Origin of the sequence: Streptomyces sp. NPDC032161 (assembly GCF_040636995.1) — a bacterium.
Classification (GTDB): Bacteria; Actinomycetota; Actinomycetes; order Streptomycetales; family Streptomycetaceae; genus Streptomyces.
In genome coordinates, this window is sequence record NZ_JBEZVN010000001.1 from 575,059 (window position 1) to 592,269 (window position 17,211).

General features: G+C 69.7%; 16 protein-coding genes and 1 riboswitch. Of the genes, 9 read left to right on the forward strand and 7 right to left on the reverse strand.

Annotated elements, in window-relative coordinates; translation table 11 throughout:
* Positions 1-16 precede the first annotated feature (16 nt).
* The 3 genes from AB0E67_RS02380 to AB0E67_RS02390 all read left to right on the forward strand — a co-directional run bounded on the left by AB0E67_RS02380 (position 17) and on the right by AB0E67_RS02390 (position 1,907).
* The gene (locus tag AB0E67_RS02380; RefSeq protein WP_362019839.1) at positions 17-277 is read left to right on the forward strand and encodes a UBP-type zinc finger domain-containing protein; all 261 of its coding nucleotides are present in this window, start codon (positions 17-19) and stop codon (positions 275-277) included.
* Between the two features lie 266 nt (positions 278-543).
* Positions 544-957, forward strand: a complete 414-nt coding sequence (locus AB0E67_RS02385; RefSeq protein ID WP_073781878.1) for an anti-sigma regulatory factor — start codon at positions 544-546, stop codon at positions 955-957.
* Between the two features lie 23 nt (positions 958-980).
* The gene (locus AB0E67_RS02390) at positions 981-1,907 is read left to right on the forward strand and encodes an RNA polymerase sigma factor SigF (RefSeq protein ID WP_351524799.1); all 927 of its coding nucleotides are present in this window, start codon (positions 981-983) and stop codon (positions 1,905-1,907) included.
* A 109-nt stretch (positions 1,908-2,016) separates the two neighbouring features.
* Here AB0E67_RS02390 and AB0E67_RS02395 read toward each other — a convergent pair whose 3' ends face one another.
* The gene (locus AB0E67_RS02395; protein ID WP_362021400.1) at positions 2,017-2,397 is read right to left on the reverse strand and encodes a hypothetical protein; all 381 of its coding nucleotides are present in this window, start codon (positions 2,395-2,397) and stop codon (positions 2,017-2,019) included.
* A 248-nt stretch (positions 2,398-2,645) separates the two neighbouring features.
* On the opposite strand from AB0E67_RS02395, the gene AB0E67_RS02400 reads away from it, so the two are divergent.
* Together AB0E67_RS02400 and AB0E67_RS02405 are read left to right on the forward strand one after the other, a co-directional pair.
* Positions 2,646-3,614, forward strand: coding sequence for a diacylglycerol kinase family protein (locus AB0E67_RS02400; RefSeq protein ID WP_362019842.1), 969 nt, complete (start codon positions 2,646-2,648; stop codon positions 3,612-3,614).
* Positions 3,615-3,932: 318 nt separating this feature from the next.
* Entirely contained in the window at positions 3,933-4,190 is a 258-nt protein-coding gene (locus AB0E67_RS02405; protein WP_003953983.1) for a WhiB family transcriptional regulator, read from the forward strand.
* 187 nt (positions 4,191-4,377) lie between these two features.
* Here AB0E67_RS02405 and AB0E67_RS02410 read toward each other — a convergent pair whose 3' ends face one another.
* Positions 4,378-5,844 (reverse strand): PAS domain-containing sensor histidine kinase, encoded by a 1,467-nt coding sequence (locus AB0E67_RS02410; RefSeq protein WP_362021402.1) that lies wholly within the window; start codon positions 5,842-5,844, stop codon positions 4,378-4,380.
* A gap of 460 nt (positions 5,845-6,304) precedes the next feature.
* Entirely contained in the window at positions 6,305-7,375 is a 1,071-nt protein-coding gene (locus AB0E67_RS02415) for an SIS domain-containing protein (protein ID WP_362019844.1), read from the reverse strand.
* A 268-nt stretch (positions 7,376-7,643) separates the two neighbouring features.
* Between AB0E67_RS02415 and nagB the strand changes: the two genes are divergently transcribed.
* Positions 7,644-8,429 (forward strand): glucosamine-6-phosphate deaminase, encoded by a 786-nt coding sequence (nagB, locus tag AB0E67_RS02420; protein ID WP_362019847.1) that lies wholly within the window; start codon positions 7,644-7,646, stop codon positions 8,427-8,429.
* A gap of 180 nt (positions 8,430-8,609) precedes the next feature.
* Here the strand turns inward: nagB and AB0E67_RS02425 are convergent, their stop codons facing one another.
* The 4 genes from AB0E67_RS02425 to AB0E67_RS02440 form a co-directional block, all read right to left on the reverse strand.
* On the reverse strand, positions 8,610-10,145 hold the full coding sequence (locus AB0E67_RS02425; protein WP_362019850.1) for a glycoside hydrolase family 3 N-terminal domain-containing protein: 1,536 nt from the start codon (positions 10,143-10,145) through the stop codon (positions 8,610-8,612).
* Positions 10,146-10,154: 9 nt separating this feature from the next.
* Positions 10,155-10,985, reverse strand: a complete 831-nt coding sequence (locus AB0E67_RS02430) for a carbohydrate ABC transporter permease (RefSeq protein WP_362019853.1) — start codon at positions 10,983-10,985, stop codon at positions 10,155-10,157.
* Positions 10,982-11,968, reverse strand: coding sequence for a sugar ABC transporter permease (locus AB0E67_RS02435; protein WP_351520337.1), 987 nt, complete (start codon positions 11,966-11,968; stop codon positions 10,982-10,984). Before AB0E67_RS02435 ends, AB0E67_RS02430 begins: the two co-directional genes overlap by 4 nt.
* A 105-nt stretch (positions 11,969-12,073) precedes the next feature.
* Positions 12,074-13,357: an extracellular solute-binding protein gene (locus AB0E67_RS02440; RefSeq protein WP_362019855.1), complete on the reverse strand. Its 1,284-nt coding sequence runs from the start codon at positions 13,355-13,357 to the stop codon at positions 12,074-12,076.
* A 282-nt stretch (positions 13,358-13,639) separates the two neighbouring features.
* Here AB0E67_RS02440 and AB0E67_RS02445 point away from each other — a divergent pair, with 282 nt between their 5' ends.
* The 3 genes from AB0E67_RS02445 to mctP all read left to right on the forward strand — a co-directional run bounded on the left by AB0E67_RS02445 (position 13,640) and on the right by mctP (position 16,704).
* Positions 13,640-14,404 (forward strand): GntR family transcriptional regulator, encoded by a 765-nt coding sequence (locus AB0E67_RS02445; protein ID WP_362021405.1) that lies wholly within the window; start codon positions 13,640-13,642, stop codon positions 14,402-14,404.
* 378 nt (positions 14,405-14,782) lie between these two features.
* On the forward strand, positions 14,783-15,058 hold the full coding sequence (locus AB0E67_RS02450) for a DUF3311 domain-containing protein (protein ID WP_362019857.1): 276 nt from the start codon (positions 14,783-14,785) through the stop codon (positions 15,056-15,058).
* Positions 15,055-16,704 carry a monocarboxylate uptake permease MctP gene (gene mctP / locus AB0E67_RS02455; protein ID WP_362019860.1) on the forward strand — a complete coding sequence of 550 codons (1,650 nt, stop codon included), beginning with the start codon at positions 15,055-15,057 and terminating at the stop codon, positions 16,702-16,704. The genes AB0E67_RS02450 and mctP overlap by 4 nt, the downstream gene beginning before the upstream one ends.
* Positions 16,705-16,867: 163 nt before the next feature.
* Positions 16,868-17,001: riboswitch (cobalamin riboswitch) on the forward strand.
* The last annotated feature ends 210 nt before the right edge of the window (positions 17,002-17,211 follow it).

Genomic DNA, 17,211 nt, shown 5'->3' on the forward strand with positions numbered 1-17,211 from the left:
TCGTAACCTGACCATCATGAGTGACTGCTCGCACGTGCTCGCGTTGCCGCACCCCGAGCCGGAGCCTCTGAGCGGGACCTGCCCGGAGTGCGTCGCGGCGGGCACGCAACCCGTGCATCTGCGGCTGTGTCTGGTCTGCGGCCATGTCGGCTGCTGCGACTCGTCCCCGCTGCGGCATGCCACGGGGCACTTCGAGGAGACCGGTCATCCGGTGATGCGGAGTTTCGAGCCGGGCGAGAGCTGGCGCTGGTGCTATGCCGACGGTTCGATCGTCTGAGGCCCGGGTACGTCAAAACGGCGCCGGTTGTCCGTAATTGATCGCGGCAGACCCCTAGCCACCGTGTGTGGTCATTGACTTACCATGAGTGACAACCATGGGCTGGGTCCTGTTCGAGCCTGATCCGCCGCCGGGGCCCGGGGGTTCGGCGACACGGCATCATGGATCGCGATAGCGTCGCCGGGCCAGAACCGAAGACGTACCACATGGCTCCGGGGTGCCCTTCCCGGATCCTCGGAAGAGTTTGTGCCACCTTGGAGGTGAGGGTGTCCCAGATCGCAGGCGAGCCCGGGAATCAGGACTTCGTAGAGGTCCGGCTGCCCGCTGCGGGTGCCTACCTGTCGGTGCTGCGTACGGCCACGGCCGGTCTCGCGGCACGCTTGGACTTCACGCTCGACGAGATCGAGGATCTTCGCATCGCGGTCGACGAGGCCTGCGCGATCCTGCTCCAGCAGGCCGTGCCGGGCTCCGTCCTCAGCTGCGTCTTCCGGCTCATCGAGGATTCCCTGGAGGTGACGGTGTCCGCACCGACCACGGACGGGCGGGCACCGGAGCGCGACACCTTCGCCTGGACGGTGCTCTCCGCGCTGGCCGGGAAGGTCGACTCCTCGGTGGCCGACGACCGTACGGTCAGCATCAGCCTCTACAAACAGCGCGGCGCGGGACCCGGGCCGGCGTGAGCAACGGAAACGGGGACGGTCCGGTGCGGGACGAGACGATCCGACCAGGGGTGGTGCGTGCGGCGGCCATCCCGGAACAGCAGGCCCTGCCCCATCCGGAGGACGGGGCGGACGAGCCCGCGAGCCGTGCGTTCGCGGTGGAGCAGTCGCAGGCGGAGCGGGCAGGCCAGATGAGCGAGCACGGGCACCACGATCCACAGGACCGCAGCGGGGCGCGGGCGCTCTTCGTCGAACTGCGCGCACTTCCCGACGGTTCGCCCGAGCGGGCGGAGCTGCGCAATCAGCTGGTGCGGATGCATCTGCCGCTCGTGGAGCACCTGGCCCGCCGGTTCCGCAACCGCGGCGAGCCGCTCGACGACCTGACGCAGGTCGCCACGATCGGTCTGATCAAGTCGGTGGACCGGTTCGATCCGGACCGCGGCGTCGAGTTCTCGACGTACGCGACCCCCACGGTCGTCGGCGAGATCAAGCGCCACTTCCGTGACAAGGGCTGGGCGGTCCGGGTGCCGCGTCGGCTCCAGGAGCTGCGGCTGTCGCTCACCACGGCGACCGCCGAACTCTCCCAGCTGCACGGCCGCTCGCCGACGGTGCACGAACTGGCCGAGCGCCTGGGCATCTCCGAGGAAGAGGTGCTGGAGGGGCTGGAATCGGCCAATGCGTACAGCACGCTCTCGCTGGACGTGCCGGACACGGACGACGAGTCGCCCGCGGTCGCGGACACGCTCGGGTCCGAGGACGAGGCGCTGGAGGGCGTCGAGTACCGGGAGTCGCTCAAGCCGCTGCTGGAGGACCTCCCGCCGCGCGAGAAGCGGATCCTGCTGCTGCGCTTCTTCGGCAACATGACCCAGTCGCAGATCGCCCAGGAGGTCGGCATCTCCCAGATGCACGTCTCGCGGCTGCTCGCCCGCACCCTGGCCCAGCTGCGCGAACGCCTGCTCGTCGAGGAGTAGGGGCGGAACCCGGGCATCCGGCCGGCGGGGACGTCCGGCCGGGTCGGGCGGCCCGCCGGTTCCCGGCCCGCCTCGGTCCCGCGGGCCCCGCCCGGCTCCCGGCAGGCTCTCAGGCGTCCGGGGTCGTGGTCCCGGGGCGGCGGATGCCGAGTTCCTCGATCGTCGTGGGCCTGAGCAGCTGGTAGAGCGAGGTCACGACCACCACGGCGAGCACGATCCCGGTCGGGATCAGCGCGCCGTGGGACCTCAGCAGCGTCCACGCCACCGGAAGCCCCATGATCTGCGTGATGAGCGCGGGGCCCCTGCTCCAGCCGCGCCGCAGCAGCAGACCGCGCGCCGCGATCAGCGGGATCAGGCCCAGCGCGATCAGGGTGAGGCCGCCCATCTCCGCCTGCTGCGGGCTCTCGGGGTGTCCGAGCATCCCCATCACCAGCATGTAGATCCCGCCGACGACGAGCGCCGCCCCCTCCAGGGCGGTGAGTGCCGCCACGAGCGTGATCCTGCTCGGCTTCGCCGGTCCGGCCGACGGCGAGGGCGACGAAGGCGACGAGTCGGGCGCGTTCTGCTGAGTACTCACCCCTGCAGGTTGGCATCCCGGCCCCGCGAAAGCGAAGCCGGGGTGGCGAACACCACGGGGCGCGGGCACCTGCCCGCCCCACCGCGCGTGGCTCGTCACCGAGCGTGAGGTCATGGCACAGGACTTCAGGGCGATACCACCGGGTAGGTACTCTGGCCGTCATGCGCGCACTTCTCGTGGTCAATCCAGCTGCTACCACCACCAGTGCGCGGACCCGTGACGTACTCATCCACGCCCTGGCCAGCGAGATGAAGCTGGAGGCCGTGACCACGGAGTACCGGGGGCACGCCCGGGACCTCGGTCGGGAGGCCGCGGACTCCGGGGAGATCGACCTCGTGGTCTCGCTGGGCGGCGACGGCACGGTCAACGAGATCGTCAACGGACTGCTCCACAACGGCCCCGACCTGGACGTCCTGCCCCGGCTCGCGGTGGTCCCCGGCGGCTCCACCAACGTCTTCGCGCGCGCCCTGGGCCTGCCGAACGACGCGGTCGAGGCGACCGGCGCGATCCTGGACGCGCTCGCCAACCGCACCGAACGCACCGTGGGCCTCGGACTGGCGGCCGGCACCCCGGGCACCGAGGACGAATCCGTCCCTGAACGCTGGTTCACTTTCTGCGCCGGGCTCGGATTCGACGCGAGCGTGATCGGCCGCGTCGAACAAAAGCGCGAACTCGGAAAACGATCGACACACGCGTTGTACGTGCGCCAGGTGGTCCGGCAATTCCTGGAGGAACCGCACCGTCGGCACGGAACGATCAGGCTGGAGGCCCCCGGCCTGGAACCGGTCGACGATCTCGCGCTGTCCATAATCTCGAACACCTCCCCTTGGACCTACCTGGGGAACCGCCCCATATACGCCTCCCCGACGGCCTCCTTCGACACCGGTCTGGACGTGCTCGGACTCAAGCGGCTCTCCACCTCGGCGGTCGCCCGCTACGCCACCCAGCTGCTCACGTCGAGCCCCGAGAAGGGCCCTCGCGGCAAGCACGCCGTCTCCCTTCACGACCTCACGGACTTCACCTTGCATTCAAAGGCGCCCCTCCCTTTCCAGATGGACGGCGACCATCTCGGAGTGCGCACGAGTGTGACGTTCACAGGCGTACGCCGTGCACTGCGTGTGATTGTGTGAGTGGAAGGGCCCAAAGTCCTTTAAGTCGAACGTTTGGGCTGGACTCCACCCCATAGAAGTACGGCTGTGACCTAGTCGACACCGAGGAATCAAAAAAAACTTTCCAGAAGGGGTTGTATCCGTCGCCGAGGTTTGCGAATCTCTACATGGCGATCGGGACGGCCCGCGACAACGGCCTCCACTGAGAGCCAGAACCCCTCCTCATTTCACAGGACCACAACCAGTTCATCTGGGCGTCGGCCCGTTACCTGCGGGGGGATTCGTGAAAGCGTTCACATTCACAAGCACTGTATGCAACACCAAGGAGAGGTAGCAGCCATGGACTGGCGTCACAACGCCGTTTGTCGTGAGGAAGACCCCGAGCTGTTCTTCCCCATCGGCAACACCGGTCCTGCGCTGCTGCAGATCGAGGAAGCCAAGGCCGTCTGCCGTCGCTGCCCCGTCATGGAGCAGTGCCTGCAGTGGGCGCTCGAGTCCGGTCAGGACTCCGGTGTCTGGGGTGGCCTCAGCGAGGACGAGCGCCGCGCGATGAAGCGCCGTGCCGCTCGCAACCGGGCGCGTAACGCCAGCGCCTGAGCCGACGCCACCGCTACGAGCCTCAGCCCGGCGGCGCGTACAGCGCGTACGCACAACCCCGCCCCCGAGTCGCAGCGCGCAGTACCCCCCAAAGCGCATGCATGAACAGCGAGCCCGGACCGTCCACCACGGTCCGGGCTCGCTGCCGTCTGTACCGCCGGAACCGGCACCCCTCTGCCGAACGGGACTACTTGTGGGACCGGACCGGGATGTCGAGGACGACCTGGGTGCCACGCCCCGGCGCCGGGATCATCGCGAAGGTCCCGCCCAGCTCCCCCTCCACCAGCGTCCGCACGATCTGCAGACCCAGGTTGCCGGCGCTCTGCGGGTCGAAGCCCTCGGGCAGACCGCATCCGTCGTCCTGAACCGTGATCAGCAGCCGCTGTTCGACGGAGGTGCCGCCGCGCACCGCGGACACGTCCACCGTGCCGTGCTCGGCGAGTGTGAAGGCGTGCTCCAGCGCGTTCTGCAGGACCTCCGTGAGAACCATCGCCAGCGGGGTGGCCACCTCGGCGTCGAGGATGCCGAAGCGCCCCGTGCGGCGGCAGGTGACCTTGCCCGGAGAGATCTCCGCGACCATGGCGATGACCCGGTCGGCGATCTCGTCGAACTCCACCCGCTCATCCAGATTCTGAGACAGCGTCTCATGGACGATGGCGATCGAACCGACGCGCCGCACTGCCTCGTTGAGGGCCTCGCGCCCCCGGACCGAGTCCATCCGCCGGGCCTGGAGCCGCAACAGGGCGGCGACGGTCTGGAGGTTGTTCTTCACCCGGTGGTGGATCTCCCGGATGGTGGCGTCCTTGGTGATCAGCTCCCGCTCGCGGCGGCGCAGTTCGGTGACGTCCCTCAGGAGGACCAGCGAACCGATCCGGACACCCTTGGGCTTGAGCGGGATGGCCCGGAGTTGGATCACTCCGCCCGCGCCCTCGACCTCGAACTCACGGGGCGCGTAGCCACTGGCCAGTTTGACCAGCGCCTCGTCCACCGGGCCCCGGGACGGGGCGAGTTCGGCGGTGATCGAGCCCAGGTGCTGGCCGACCAGGTCGGAGGCGAGACCGAGGCGGTGGTACGCGGAGAGGCCGTTGGGGCTGGCGTACTGCACGACGCCGTCGGCGTCGAGCCGGAGCAGCCCGTCGCCGACGCGGGGCGAGGCGTCCATGTCGACCTGCTGGCCGGGGAACGGGAAGGTCCCGGCGGCGATCATCTGGGCCAGGTCGGAGGCCGACTGCAGATAGGTGAGCTCCAGCCGGGACGGCGTGCGCACGGTCAGCAGGTTGGTGTTGCGGGCGATCACACCGAGGACCCGGCCCTCCCGGCGCACGGGGATCGACTCCACCCGCACCGGGACCTCCTCGCGCCATTCCGGGTCGCCCTCGCGCACGATCCGGCCCTCGTCCAGCGCCACGTCGAGCATCGGCCGGCGACCGCGCGGCACCAGGTGTCCCACCATGTCGTTCTGGTAGGAGGTCGGTCCGGTGTTGGGCCTCATCTGGGCCACGGACACGTAGCGGGTGCCGTCGCGGGTGGGGACCCAGAGCACGAGGTCGGCGAAGGACAGGTCGGAGAGCAATTGCCACTCCGAGACCAGCAGATGCAGCCACTCCAGGTCGGTGTCACCGAGGGCTGTGTGCTGGCGGACGAGGTCGTTCATGGAGGGCACGTGTGCGAGCGTACCCGCGCCCGGGGCATGGTTCCGAACCGGACGACGCCGTCGTACGTGGAAGGAAACGGGCCCGTGGAATTGCCGTGCCCCGATGGATGGACAGGGACGAATGGTCTAGTCCACAATGCTGGGGACAGAGCTTCCGCTCTCCCCGCACAGGAGGGCGGATCGAGGCATCCGCGCTCTCTGCCCTGACCGCGCGGGCGCCTCTCCCGGCCGACGGCACCGCACACCGCCGGCCGAGCGGGCCGTCCGGTGGACGGTCACATTCCGGGCTGCGGTGCCGGACGGGCTGAGGGTCCCGTCCCGGCGCCGCGGCCCGCGGGTGTTTCCGGGCCCCACGGCCCGCGGTGCCTCCCACGATCCGCGTGCTCCCCCCGGGCCCGATATGTAAGCGGGTCCGGGGGATCCGGCCCGGCGTCAGCGGGACCCGGCGAGCCGGGCCGCGTCAGCGGGTCTCGGTGATCTTGGCCAGGGCGCGCGGGGCGTCCGGGTCCTGGCCGCGCGCGATCGCCACCTCGTACGCCAGCCTCTGCAGCGGCAGGATCTCCAGCACCGGCTGGACCTCCTCGGCGACCCCGGCCGTCGGCAGTACGAAGCCCGCGGACGCCTCAGCCACCCGCGCCTCGGGACCGACCACGACGAGATCCGCGCCCCGGGCCCGCAGCCGGTTCAGGACCGGGCCGAGCGCCTCGCCGCCCCGGCCGTCGGTGACGACCGCGATCACCGGGGAGACGTTGTCCACCATGGCGAGCGGGCCGTGCAGCAGATCGGCGCCGGAGTAGGAGAGGGCGGGGATGTAACTCGTCTCCATCAGCTTGAGCGCGGCCTCCTTGGCCGTCGGATAGCCGTAGCCGCGCGAGGTGATGACCATGCGCTCCGCGAAGCGGTAGCGCGACGCCAGGGCCCTGACCTCCTCGCGGCGGGCCAGGACCGCCTCGGCCGTCTCCGGCAGGACCGCGGCCGCCGCGCCGTCGCCGCCGCGCAGGCCCTCCACGAAGAGATAGAGGGACAGCAGGGAGGCGGTGTACGTCTTGGTGGCCGGGAGGGCCCGCTCCGGGCCCGCCAGCACGTCGATGTGGTACTCGGAGACCGCGGCGAGCGGCGAGTCCGGGTTGTTGGTGACGGCCAGGGTGATCGCCCCGGCCTCCCGGGCCGCCCCGGTGGAGGCCACCAGGTCGGGCGAGCTCCCGGACTGGCTGACGGTGACGGCCAGGACGTCCGCCAGCCTGGGCCTGGCCCCGTACGCGGTCGTGGTGGACATCGAGGTCAGGCCGCAGGGCAGCCCGAGCCGGATCTCCAGCAGGTACTTGGCGTAGAGCGCGGCGTTGTCCGAGGTGCCGCGGGCGGCGAGGAGGGCGAAGCGCGGCTCGCGTGCCGCGATCTCGGCGGCCACCTCACGGATCGCGGGGGCGCCCCGGTCGAGGACACGCCGCAGCGCCGCGGGCTGCTCGGCCATCTCACGGGCCATGATCCGGCCCGGTTGCTCGCTCTCCCCCGCCGAGGACGTGGCTGCCATGTCGAGTGCCTCCCGGTCCTCCCAGGGGTGTTCCGATACGACCCCTGTCCGGAAAGTGTTCCCGTGCGCCGGAGACACCTCCCGGACCAGTCGAACACGGGGGCGCGCAGGCCCGCCAGCGGGGCGCGGCCGGGACGGGCACGGCCGCCCCCGTCCACGCCGTGTCCACGCCTTGTCCACGCCGTGTCCGCGTCGCCCGCTTCTGCTAGATTGGAAGCTTGATTGGTCTATACCACCTGATACCACTCTTCAGATCGGCAGGCCCAGCGTGGAAGTTGTCATCGTCCCGGACGCCAAGGCAGGCGGCGAACTCATCGCGGAGGCCATCGGCGCCCTGCTGAGCCGCAAGCCCGACGCCCTTCTCGGCGTTGCCACCGGCTCTACCCCGCTGCCCATCTACCGCGCGCTGGCGGAGAAGGTCCGCTCCGGTGCCGTGGACGTCTCGCGCGCCCGCATCTGCCAGCTCGACGAGTACGTCGGACTGCCCGCGGGCCACCCGGAGTCCTACCGCTCCGTGGTGCTGCGCGAGGTCGTCGAACCGCTCGGCCTGTCCGAGGAGTCCTTCATGGGCCCCGACGGCTCCGCCGAGGACATCCCGGCCGCCTGCGAGGCGTACGACAAGGCGCTCGCCGAGGCCGGCGGGGTCGACATCCAGCTCCTCGGCATCGGCACCGACGGCCACATCGGCTTCAACGAGCCGTGCTCCTCGCTCGCGTCCCGGACCCGGATCAAGACGCTCACCGAGCAGACCCGGATCGACAACGCGCGCTTCTTCGACGACGACGTCTCCCAGGTGCCGCACCACGTGATCACCCAGGGCATCGGCACCATCCTGGAGGCCCGTCACCCGATCCTGCTCGCCACCGGCGAGGGCAAGGCGGACGCCGTGGCGCAGACGGTGGAGGGGCCGGTGGCCTCGGTCGTGCCGGCCTCGGCGCTGCAGCTGCACCCGCACGCGACGGTGGTGGTCGACGAGGCCGCCGCCTCCAAGCTGAAGCTGGCGGACTACTTCCGTGCCACGTACGCGGCGAAGCCGTCCTGGCAGGGGCTGTAGACACACCGCGGCCCGGCCGGAGACGTCAGGAGGCCCGGAGCACCCGCCTCGGGTGCTCCGGGCCTCCTGGCATCCGGACCGGCACGATCCGCGCGAACGGACAGCCCAGCCCGTGCGGGCGGACGTCGTACGGGACCGGGGTGTGGTGCGGCCCCCTCTCCCCGCACCACGCCTCGGTTCTCAGTCCTCCGTGCCGCCCCGCGCGATGATCTCCGCGGCCGCCTGCCCGCAGACGCGGGCGGCGCCGTGCGTGGCGATGTGCAGGGCTCCCCTGGCGGGTGCCTGCGGGACACCCATCTCGACCACGACCGTGTCGGGGCGCCGCGCGACCAGGGCGTCCAGGGCCTCGCCCATCCAGGGGTGACGGTGGGCGTCGCGGACGACCACGACGATGCGCCGCTCCCCCGCCGCCCGCACCACGGCGGCCGCGGGCTCCCCCGTCCCGCCGTCGTACGTGCCCGTCCGCGTGCCCGGCACCAGCCGGTCCAGCTCTGCGGCCACGCCCCAGGGCGTCTCGTCTCCGACCGCGATGTTCGACGCGGAGGTGAACGAGGCGACGTAGGCGGGCGCGGTCAGCGGCTCGGCGGAGCCGGTCACGCGCACGGCGCGGCGGGCGGCGACCAGGCCGATGCCGGAACCGGCCGCGGTGCCGGGCGCGGTCCCCTCCTGCGCTGCCGCGCCCGGCTCCGAACCGGCCCCCTTCGCCGCCCGCGTCCAGGACGCGAGGGCGCGTACCCGCGCGGCCGCGTCCGCGAGCCGCTCCTCGGGGAGTTCACCGCTGCGCACCGCCGCGACCAGCGCGTCGCGCAGCCGCAGCACGGTGCCGTCGTCCTCCAGGCCGCCGCCGACGCACAGCGCGTCGGCGCCCGCGGCGATGGCGAGGACGGAACCGCGCTCGATGCCGTAGGTCCCGGCGATGGCCCGCATCTCGACGGCGTCGGTGACGATCAGGCCGTCGTAGCCCAGTTCCTCGCGCAGCAGGCCGGTGAGGATCCGCGGGCTGACCGTCCCGGGGCGGTCGGCGTCGAGCGCGGGGAGCAGGATGTGCGCGCTCATCACGCACTTGGAGCCCGCCTCGATGGCGGCGCGGAAGGGCACCAGCTCCCGGGCGTGCAGGGTCTCCAGGTCGACGTCGATGCGGGGCATCGCGTGGTGCGAGTCGATGGCGGTGTCGCCGTGCCCGGGGAAGTGCTTGGTGCAGGCCGCGACTCCGGACGCCTGGAGCCCCTCGATGTACGCGGCGGTGTGCCGGGCGACGAGCCGGGTGTCGGCGCCGAAGGCGCGCACGCCGATGATCGGGTTGTCCGGGTTGGAGTTGATGTCCGCGGACGGGGCCCAGTTGAGGTCGACGCCGCACTCGGCGAGCCGGCGGCCCAGCTCCTGGGCGACCGCGCGGGTCAGGTCCACGTCGTCGACGTACCCGAGCGCGAGGTTGCCGGGGAAGGAGGAGCCGGTGCGGACCTCCAGCCGGGTGACGTCGCCGCCCTCCTCGTCGATCGCCACGAGGAGGTCCTCGCGCTCGGCCCTGAGCTGGGTGGTGAGTGCGGTGACCTGCTCGGGCGTCTGGACGTTGCGGCCGAACAGCGCGACGGAGGCGAGCCCTTCGTCGACCCTGCGCAGCACCCAGTCCGGGGCGGTGGTGCCGGTGAATCCGGGCTGGAGGACGGCGAGGGCGTCACGGGTGAGGGTGTCCGTGGCAGAGGTCAGGGTGGTCATGAGGCAGCGTTATCCCTTCACGGCGCCGTCGGTGAGGCCGCTGACGGCCCTGCGTTGCAGGAAGACGAAGAGGATGAGGATCGGGATGGCGAAGATCGACGCCGCGGCCATGGTGGCGCCCCAGTCGTTGCCGAACTGGCTCTGGAACTGCGAGAGCCACAGCGGCAGCGTCTTGGCCTCGGGGTCCTTGTTGAGGATCAGGACCAGCGGGAACTCGTTCCACGCGGTGATGAAGCCGAAGAGCGAGGTGGCCATCAGTCCGGGCGCGAGGAGCGGCAGGATCACCTTGACGAACGCCTGCGGGCGGGTGCAGCCGTCGACCATGGCGGACTCCTCCAGTTCCTTGGGCACCGCGGCGACGTAGCCGCGCAGCGTGAGGAGCGTGAAGGGGAGCACCATCATCATGTAGAAGAGCGTCAGCGGGACCAGGCTGTTGAGCATGTCCGCGTCGCGCACCAGCATGTAGATCGCGATGACCATGACCTCCCAGGGCGCCATCTGGGCCACCATGAACGTCACGATCAGGCCCTTGCGTCCCCGGAACCGCATGCGCGCCACGGCGAACGAGGCGAAGAGCGCGAGGAACAGGGAGAAGATCACCGCGAGCAGGGTGACGGTCAGCGAGTTCCGGACCAGTGTCCAGAAGTGCTCCACGCCGACGGCCTTCTCGAAGTGCTCGAAGGTGATCTCGGTGGGGAACCAGACCGGGGTCTCGGTGATGATGTCGCCGGTGGGCTTGAAGGCCGTGGTGAACATCCAGTAGACGGGGAAGACCAGCCCGACGAACAGGATGACGGCGAGGGCGTTGGGCCAGACGCGGCCGAACAGCGAGCGCTTCACAGCTCGTCCTCCTCTTGCTTGAGAACGATGCGGAGGTAGTAGGAGGTCAGCCCCAGCATGATCAGGATGGTGAGCAGGGAGATCGCGGCACCCATGCCGTAGTGCTGGTTGCCGACACCCTCGACGAACGCGTAGATCGGCAGCGTCTCGGTGAGGCGGGTGGGTCCGCCCTGGTTGATGATGTAGATCTGCGGGAACGCCTTGAAGACCCAGATGACTTCGAGGAAGGTCGTGGCGTAGAGGAAGGGCCGCAGGAAGGGCATGGTCACGGAGGTGAAGCTCTTCCAGGCGCCGGCGCCGTCGAGCGAGGCCGCCTCGTACAGTTCCTTGGGGATGGTCGTGGTCGCCGCGTAGAGGTTGATCGCGACGAACGGGATCGACTGCCAGACGATCATCAGGGTGACCACGAAGAACGTGGAGAACTGCGATCCGGTCCAGTTGAAGTCGGCCATCGAGTGCCAGCCGAGCTTGTCCAGGACGTAGTTGACGACCCCGAAGCGCGAGGCGAACAGCCACTGGTACACCGTCGAGGCGGCCACGATCGGCATGGCCCAGGCGAGGATGAGCCCGAGCATCAGGGCGAAGCGCATCTTCTTGCCGAGGCGGGCGAGGAGCAGGCCTATGAGGGTGCCGAGCACCATGATCAGCCCGACGTTGACCGCGGTGAAGACGATGGTGCGGAGGGTGACTCTCCAGAAGTCCTCACCGGTGAGGATCTCCTGGTAGTTCTTGAAGCCGTTCCACTCGGTGACATGCTGGATGAGCTGCCCCATGTTGAGGTTCTGGAACGACAGCAGGATGTTCTTCACCAGGGGATACCCGAGGAAGACCGCCGTCACCGCGAGCGCGGGAACCATCAGCAGGTACGGCGCGGCGCCGGCACCCACTCTCCGCTTTCTGTCCCCGTGCTGCCCGACGGGTGGTGTCCCGCCCTGACCGCGGACCGCGGCCGTCTTGGCCACGTCCGAGGGATCGGTTTGCACTGCCATGCTCGCCATCTCTTCCAACAAAGCCCTACACGGAACGGCGCGTACGGCCGGGGCGGCGGGTGGTGACCCGCCGCCCCGGCGCGGGACGCGTGACTGCGATTACTGCTGCTGGCTGAGGCGCTTGTTGAGCTCGCCCTCGACCTGCTTGGCGGCGTCGGCCGGCGACTTGCCCTGCAGGACCAGCGTCATGTAGGTCTTGATCGGGTTCGGCGGGTTCTCGACCGGCGCCCACTCCGGGATCAGCGGCGTGGTACCACCGGACTTGGAGGCGGCCGGACCGGCTGCCTCGGCCGCGGGCTGGCCCACGGTGTACTTCTGCATGGCGTCGTTCTTCGGAGACCAGCCGACCTCCTTGATGAGCGCGCCGTCGTTCTTCTCGGAGAGCGCGATCTTCAGGAACTCCTTGGCCAGCTCCTGCTTCTTGCTGCCCGCGGCCACGGCGAGGTTGGAGCCGCCGAGGAACACGCCCTCGGGCTTGTCCGCGGTCTCACCGGGGATGGTGAAGAAGCCGATGTCGTCCTTGATGGCGGGGTTGGCCTGGATGGCGGTGCCGGCCTCGTAGCCCATCGCGATGATGGCACCGGTCTTGCCCTTGGCGAAGACCTCGGCCTGCTGCGGGGTGGCCTCGTCCTTGTCCTTGGGCGCCTTGGAGTAGGACTGGTACTGCTTGTAGACGTCCATGGCCTCGGCGACCTTCGGATCGGCCAGGTTGGAGACGTACTTGTCGCCTTCCTTCTTGACCGGCGAGACGTCCTTGCCGACGAGCAGGCCGTCGAAGAAGTACCAGTTCTGGCCGGGCAGGTAGACGGGCTCGGCGTTGCCCTTCTCCTTGATGGCGTCGAACGCCTTGAAGAGGTCGGCGCGGGTCTTCGGCGTCTCGGTGATGCCGGCTTCCTTGAAGACCTTCTTGTTGTACATGACGACGCGGTTGCCCACGTACCACGGCAGGGCGTACTGCTTGTCCTCGTAGATGGAGGGCGCGTTGACGCCGTCGGCCCAGGCGGAGCCGATCTCCTTCTTGAGGTCACCGAGCTCGGCGAGGCCACCGGTCTTGGCGTAGGCCGGGGTCTGGGTGTTACCGATCTCCAGGACGTCCGGCGGGTTGGACTCGGAGAGGGCCGTCGTGACCTTCTGCTGAATACCGTTCCATTCCTGGACCTCGATCTTCAGCTTGGCCTTGGTCTTCTGCTCGAACTCCTCGGTGACGGCCTTCGTCCAACCGGGCGGGTTCGATCCGGACATGGTCCAGACGGTGAGCGTCTCGCCCTTGTAGCCGTCCGCACCGGCCTTCTTGCCACCCTTGTCACCGTCGTCCGACCCGCACGCCGCGAGGCCGATCATCATGCCCGCGACGCCGATCGCCGCGATGAGCTTGCGCTTCACGCCAAACCCTCCTCAGGGATACTGCAACCCCGCCCACCACCGCGAAGACATTCGACGATTACTGCTGGGGCTGGACCTGGTCTTTAATGGTTTAGACCAGTACCCGGAGCTTGGCCTAGACCTTTATGGGTGTCAAGGGTGTATAAGAGGTGCACTCGCGTCCGTTATAGGACCGACATCAAAGGGAGGGCGACGACCCGTGACCGGACCGTGCCACCATGTGAGCCGCGACAGACGGAGGAACCGGTGACGGCAGCAGCGCAGCAGTCGGGAAGGCGGGCCATGGGCGCCGACGGGGGCAGTGCGGAGAACGAGACGGGTGCGGCCACACGGACGGCGCGCGTCCCGAAGTACTACCGACTGAAGCGGCATCTCCTCGACATGACGGACACCATGCCGCCGGGCACCCCCGTGCCGCCGGAGCGCACCCTGGCCGCCGAGTTCGACACCTCGCGCACGACCGTGCGCCAGGCGCTCCAGGAACTGGTCGTCGAGGGCCGGCTGGAGCGCATCCAGGGCAAGGGCACCTTCGTGGCCAAGCCGAAGGTCTCGCAGGCCCTCCAACTCACCTCGTACACCGAGGACATGCGTGCCCAGGGACTGGAACCCACGTCCCAGCTACTGGACATCGGCTACGTCACGGCCGACGACACGCTCGCCGGGCTGCTCGACATCACGACCGGCGGCCGGGTACTGCGGATCGAGCGGCTGCGGCTCGCCAGCGGGGAGCCGATGGCGATCGAGACCACCCACCTTTCGGCCAAACGCTTTCCGGCGCTGCGCCGTTCACTGGTGAAGTACACGTCGCTCTACACCGCCCTGTCCGAGGTGTACGACGTCAGGCTGGCCGAGGCCGAGGAGACCATCGAGACCTCGCTCGCCACCCCGCGCGAGGCGGGGCTGCTCGGCACGGACGTGGGTCTGCCGATGCTGATGCTCTCCCGGCACTCGCTGGACGGGAGGGGCGAGCCCGTGGAGTGGGTGCGGTCGGTCTACCGGGGCGACCGGTACAAGTTCGTGGCGCGCCTGAAGCGGCCGATGGACTGAACGGTCCCGAGCGCGGGCGCCCGCCGGGTGGTTCGGCGGTCTGCGCGTGTCCCGGTCGGCGAACGGTCCGTGCGCGAGCGCCCGCCGGGCCGCGCGACCGGCTCGCCCGGTGGACCGTCCCGTCCGGCCCCGCCCGTCCTCACGGTCCCGCCGGTCCGCCCGGCCCTCCCGACCGCCCCCGTGGAACGCGTCCACGGGGGCGGTTCGCATGCCGCACGTCCTCAACTCCCGTACGTCTGACCATATTCCGAATATGTGCACCCGACCGCGGACCCGATTCCGGGCGGAAATGCGGTCAGGGGGTGACGGCGACCGAATCCCTCCCCTAGATTTCCTGCGCGTCGCAGCAGGTGATCAGCGAGGGGACGGAGTCGCCGCATGACAGCAAGCCCGAAGGACGTGCCCGCAAGCCCGGACGGGAGGCCGCCCGCGATCACGCCGGTGCGGGTGGTCATCGCCCTCTGTCTCGCCGCGCCGTTCGTCGCGATGCTCTGGGTGAGTTCGTACGCGAAGGTGGATCCCGCCTTCATCGGTATTCCGTTCTTCTACTGGTACCAGATGCTCTGGGTGCTGATCTCCACCGCGCTCACGGCCGTCGCCCACAAGCTCTGGCAGCGCGACCAGCGCGCCCGCAAGGGGGGTGACCAGGCGTGAAGGACGGTGTGAACGGCGTCGCGCTCGGCGTCTTCGTCTTCTTCTTCGCGGCCGTCACGGTCATGGGCTTCCTGGCGGCGCGCTGGCGCAGGGCCGAGAACGGGGCCAGCCTCGACGAATGGGGCCTGGGTGGAAGGTCGTTCGGCACCTGGGTCACCTGGTTCCTGCTCGGCGGCGACCTGTACACCGCGTACACCTTCGTCGCCGTTCCCGCGGCGATCTACGCGGCGGGCGCGGCGGGCTTCTTCGCCGTGCCGTACACGATCCTGGTGTATCCGCTGATCTTCACCTTCCTGCCCCGGTTGTGGTCGGTCTCGCACCGGCACGGGTACGTGACGACGTCCGACTTCGTCCGCGGGCGCTTCGGCTCGAAGGGGCTGTCGCTGGCGGTCGCCGTCACCGGCATCCTCGCCACGATGCCCTACATCGCGCTGCAACTCGTCGGCATCCAGGCGGTGCTGGACGTGATGGGCGTCGGCGGCGGCGAGAACACGCACTGGTTCGTCAAGGACCTGCCGCTGCTGCTCGCGTTCGCGGTGCTCGCCGCGTACACCTACTCGTCGGGGCTGCGGGCCCCCGCGCTGATCGCGTTCGTCAAGGACGGCCTGATCTACCTGGTCATCGTGGTGGCGATCGTCTACATCCCGATCAAGCTGGGCGGGTTCCACGACATCTTCGCCGCCGCCCAGGAGAAGTTCGCCGGCCCGCCCGGCGGGAAGCCGACCGGCGCCCTGGCACCCGGCGAGGCGAGCCAGTGGGCTTACGCCACCCTCGCGTTGGGCTCGGCGCTGGCGCTCTTCATGTATCCGCACTCGATCACGGCGACGCTCTCCGGCCGCAGCCGTGACGTGATCCGGCGCAACACCACGATCCTGCCGCTGTACTCGTTGATGCTGGGCATGCTGGCGCTCCTCGGCTTCATGGCGATCGCCGCCGGGATCAAGGTGGAGAACGGGCAGCTGGCCATCCCGCAGCTGTTCGAGAACATGTTCCCCGACTGGTTCGCGGGCGTCGCGTTCGCCGCCATCGGCATCGGCGCGCTGGTGCCCGCCGCGATCATGTCGATCGCGGCGGCGAACCTCTTCACCCGCAACATCTACAAGGACTTCCTGAAACCGGACGCGACCCCGGAGGAGGAGACCAAGGTCTCCAAGCTGGTGTCGCTGCTGGTGAAGGTCGGGGCGCTGGCCTTCGTCCTCACCATGGACAAGACGGTCGCGATCAACTTCCAGCTGCTGGGCGGGATCTGGATCCTCCAGACCATGCCGGCCCTGGTCGGCGGCCTGTTCACCCGCTGGTTCCACCGTTGGGCACTGCTCGCGGGCTGGGCGATCGGCATGGTGTACGGGACCGTCGTCGCGTACGGGGTCTCCAGCCCGACCCAGTCGCACTTCGGCGGACCCTCCGCGAAGATCCCCGGCATCGGTGAGATCGGCTACATCGGCCTGACCGCGTTCGTGCTCAACGTGGTGGTGACGGTGGTGCTGACCCTCGTCCTGAACGCCGTGAAGGCGCCCGCCGGCATCGACGAGACCTCCCCCGCCGACTACACGGCGGACACGGGCGAGCCGGGTGTCCGGGTGGAGCTGCCGCCGGCCGTGCCGGAGCCGCCGAGCGCGGCGGCGGCACCGGGCGCGGATCGCTGAGGGTTCCCGCCACGACGGCCCGGAAGCGGCCCGCCACGCCCCTTGCCCGAGGGGTGCGGCGGGCCCGTCCGTCTTCCTCTCCCCAGGGCCGCAGTGCGCGTTCTACGGCCTCGACGCGAGTCGACCGACACAACATCTGGGGGCGGCGGCATCGGGCGGCCCCCACATGTATGCTCATGCTCGCTGTCGCCGCAGGGGAATCCGGTGTGAATCCGGAACTGTCCCGCAACGGTGTATTCGGTGTGCTTTTGCACACCCGAGCAAGTCCGACGACCTGCCGACAGCGCATCCGGCTCGACCGAACCGGATGCCAGACGTCCCGGGCCTCGCGGATGGGCCGGCGGACGCCGTACGCAGTGCCCCCGTCCCGGGCCCCGTACTGCCCGGCCGCCCGTCCCCGCAGGCCCCGAGCCGAGCGAGGGAGAGCACCGCGTGACCATCGCGCCAGCCGATCCGGCCTCAGTCGCAGTGTCCGAAGCGACCGTGTCCGAAGCGGCCGAGTCCGAA

Coding starts and splice junctions, on each gene's coding strand:
- AB0E67_RS02380 (WP_362019839.1), top strand. CDS start 17: ATGAGTGACTGCTCGCACGTGCTCGCGTTGCCGCACCCCGAGCCGGAG.
- AB0E67_RS02400 (WP_362019842.1), top strand. CDS start 2,646: ATGCGCGCACTTCTCGTGGTCAATCCAGCTGCTACCACCACCAGTGCG.
- AB0E67_RS02405 (WP_003953983.1), top strand. CDS start 3,933: ATGGACTGGCGTCACAACGCCGTTTGTCGTGAGGAAGACCCCGAGCTG.
- AB0E67_RS02410 (WP_362021402.1), bottom strand. CDS start 5,844: ATGAACGACCTCGTCCGCCAGCACACAGCCCTCGGTGACACCGACCTG.
- AB0E67_RS02415 (WP_362019844.1), bottom strand. CDS start 7,375: ATGGCAGCCACGTCCTCGGCGGGGGAGAGCGAGCAACCGGGCCGGATC.
- AB0E67_RS02425 (WP_362019850.1), bottom strand. CDS start 10,145: ATGACCACCCTGACCTCTGCCACGGACACCCTCACCCGTGACGCCCTC.
- AB0E67_RS02445 (WP_362021405.1), top strand. CDS start 13,640: ATGGGCGCCGACGGGGGCAGTGCGGAGAACGAGACGGGTGCGGCCACA.
- AB0E67_RS02450 (WP_362019857.1), top strand. CDS start 14,783: ATGACAGCAAGCCCGAAGGACGTGCCCGCAAGCCCGGACGGGAGGCCG.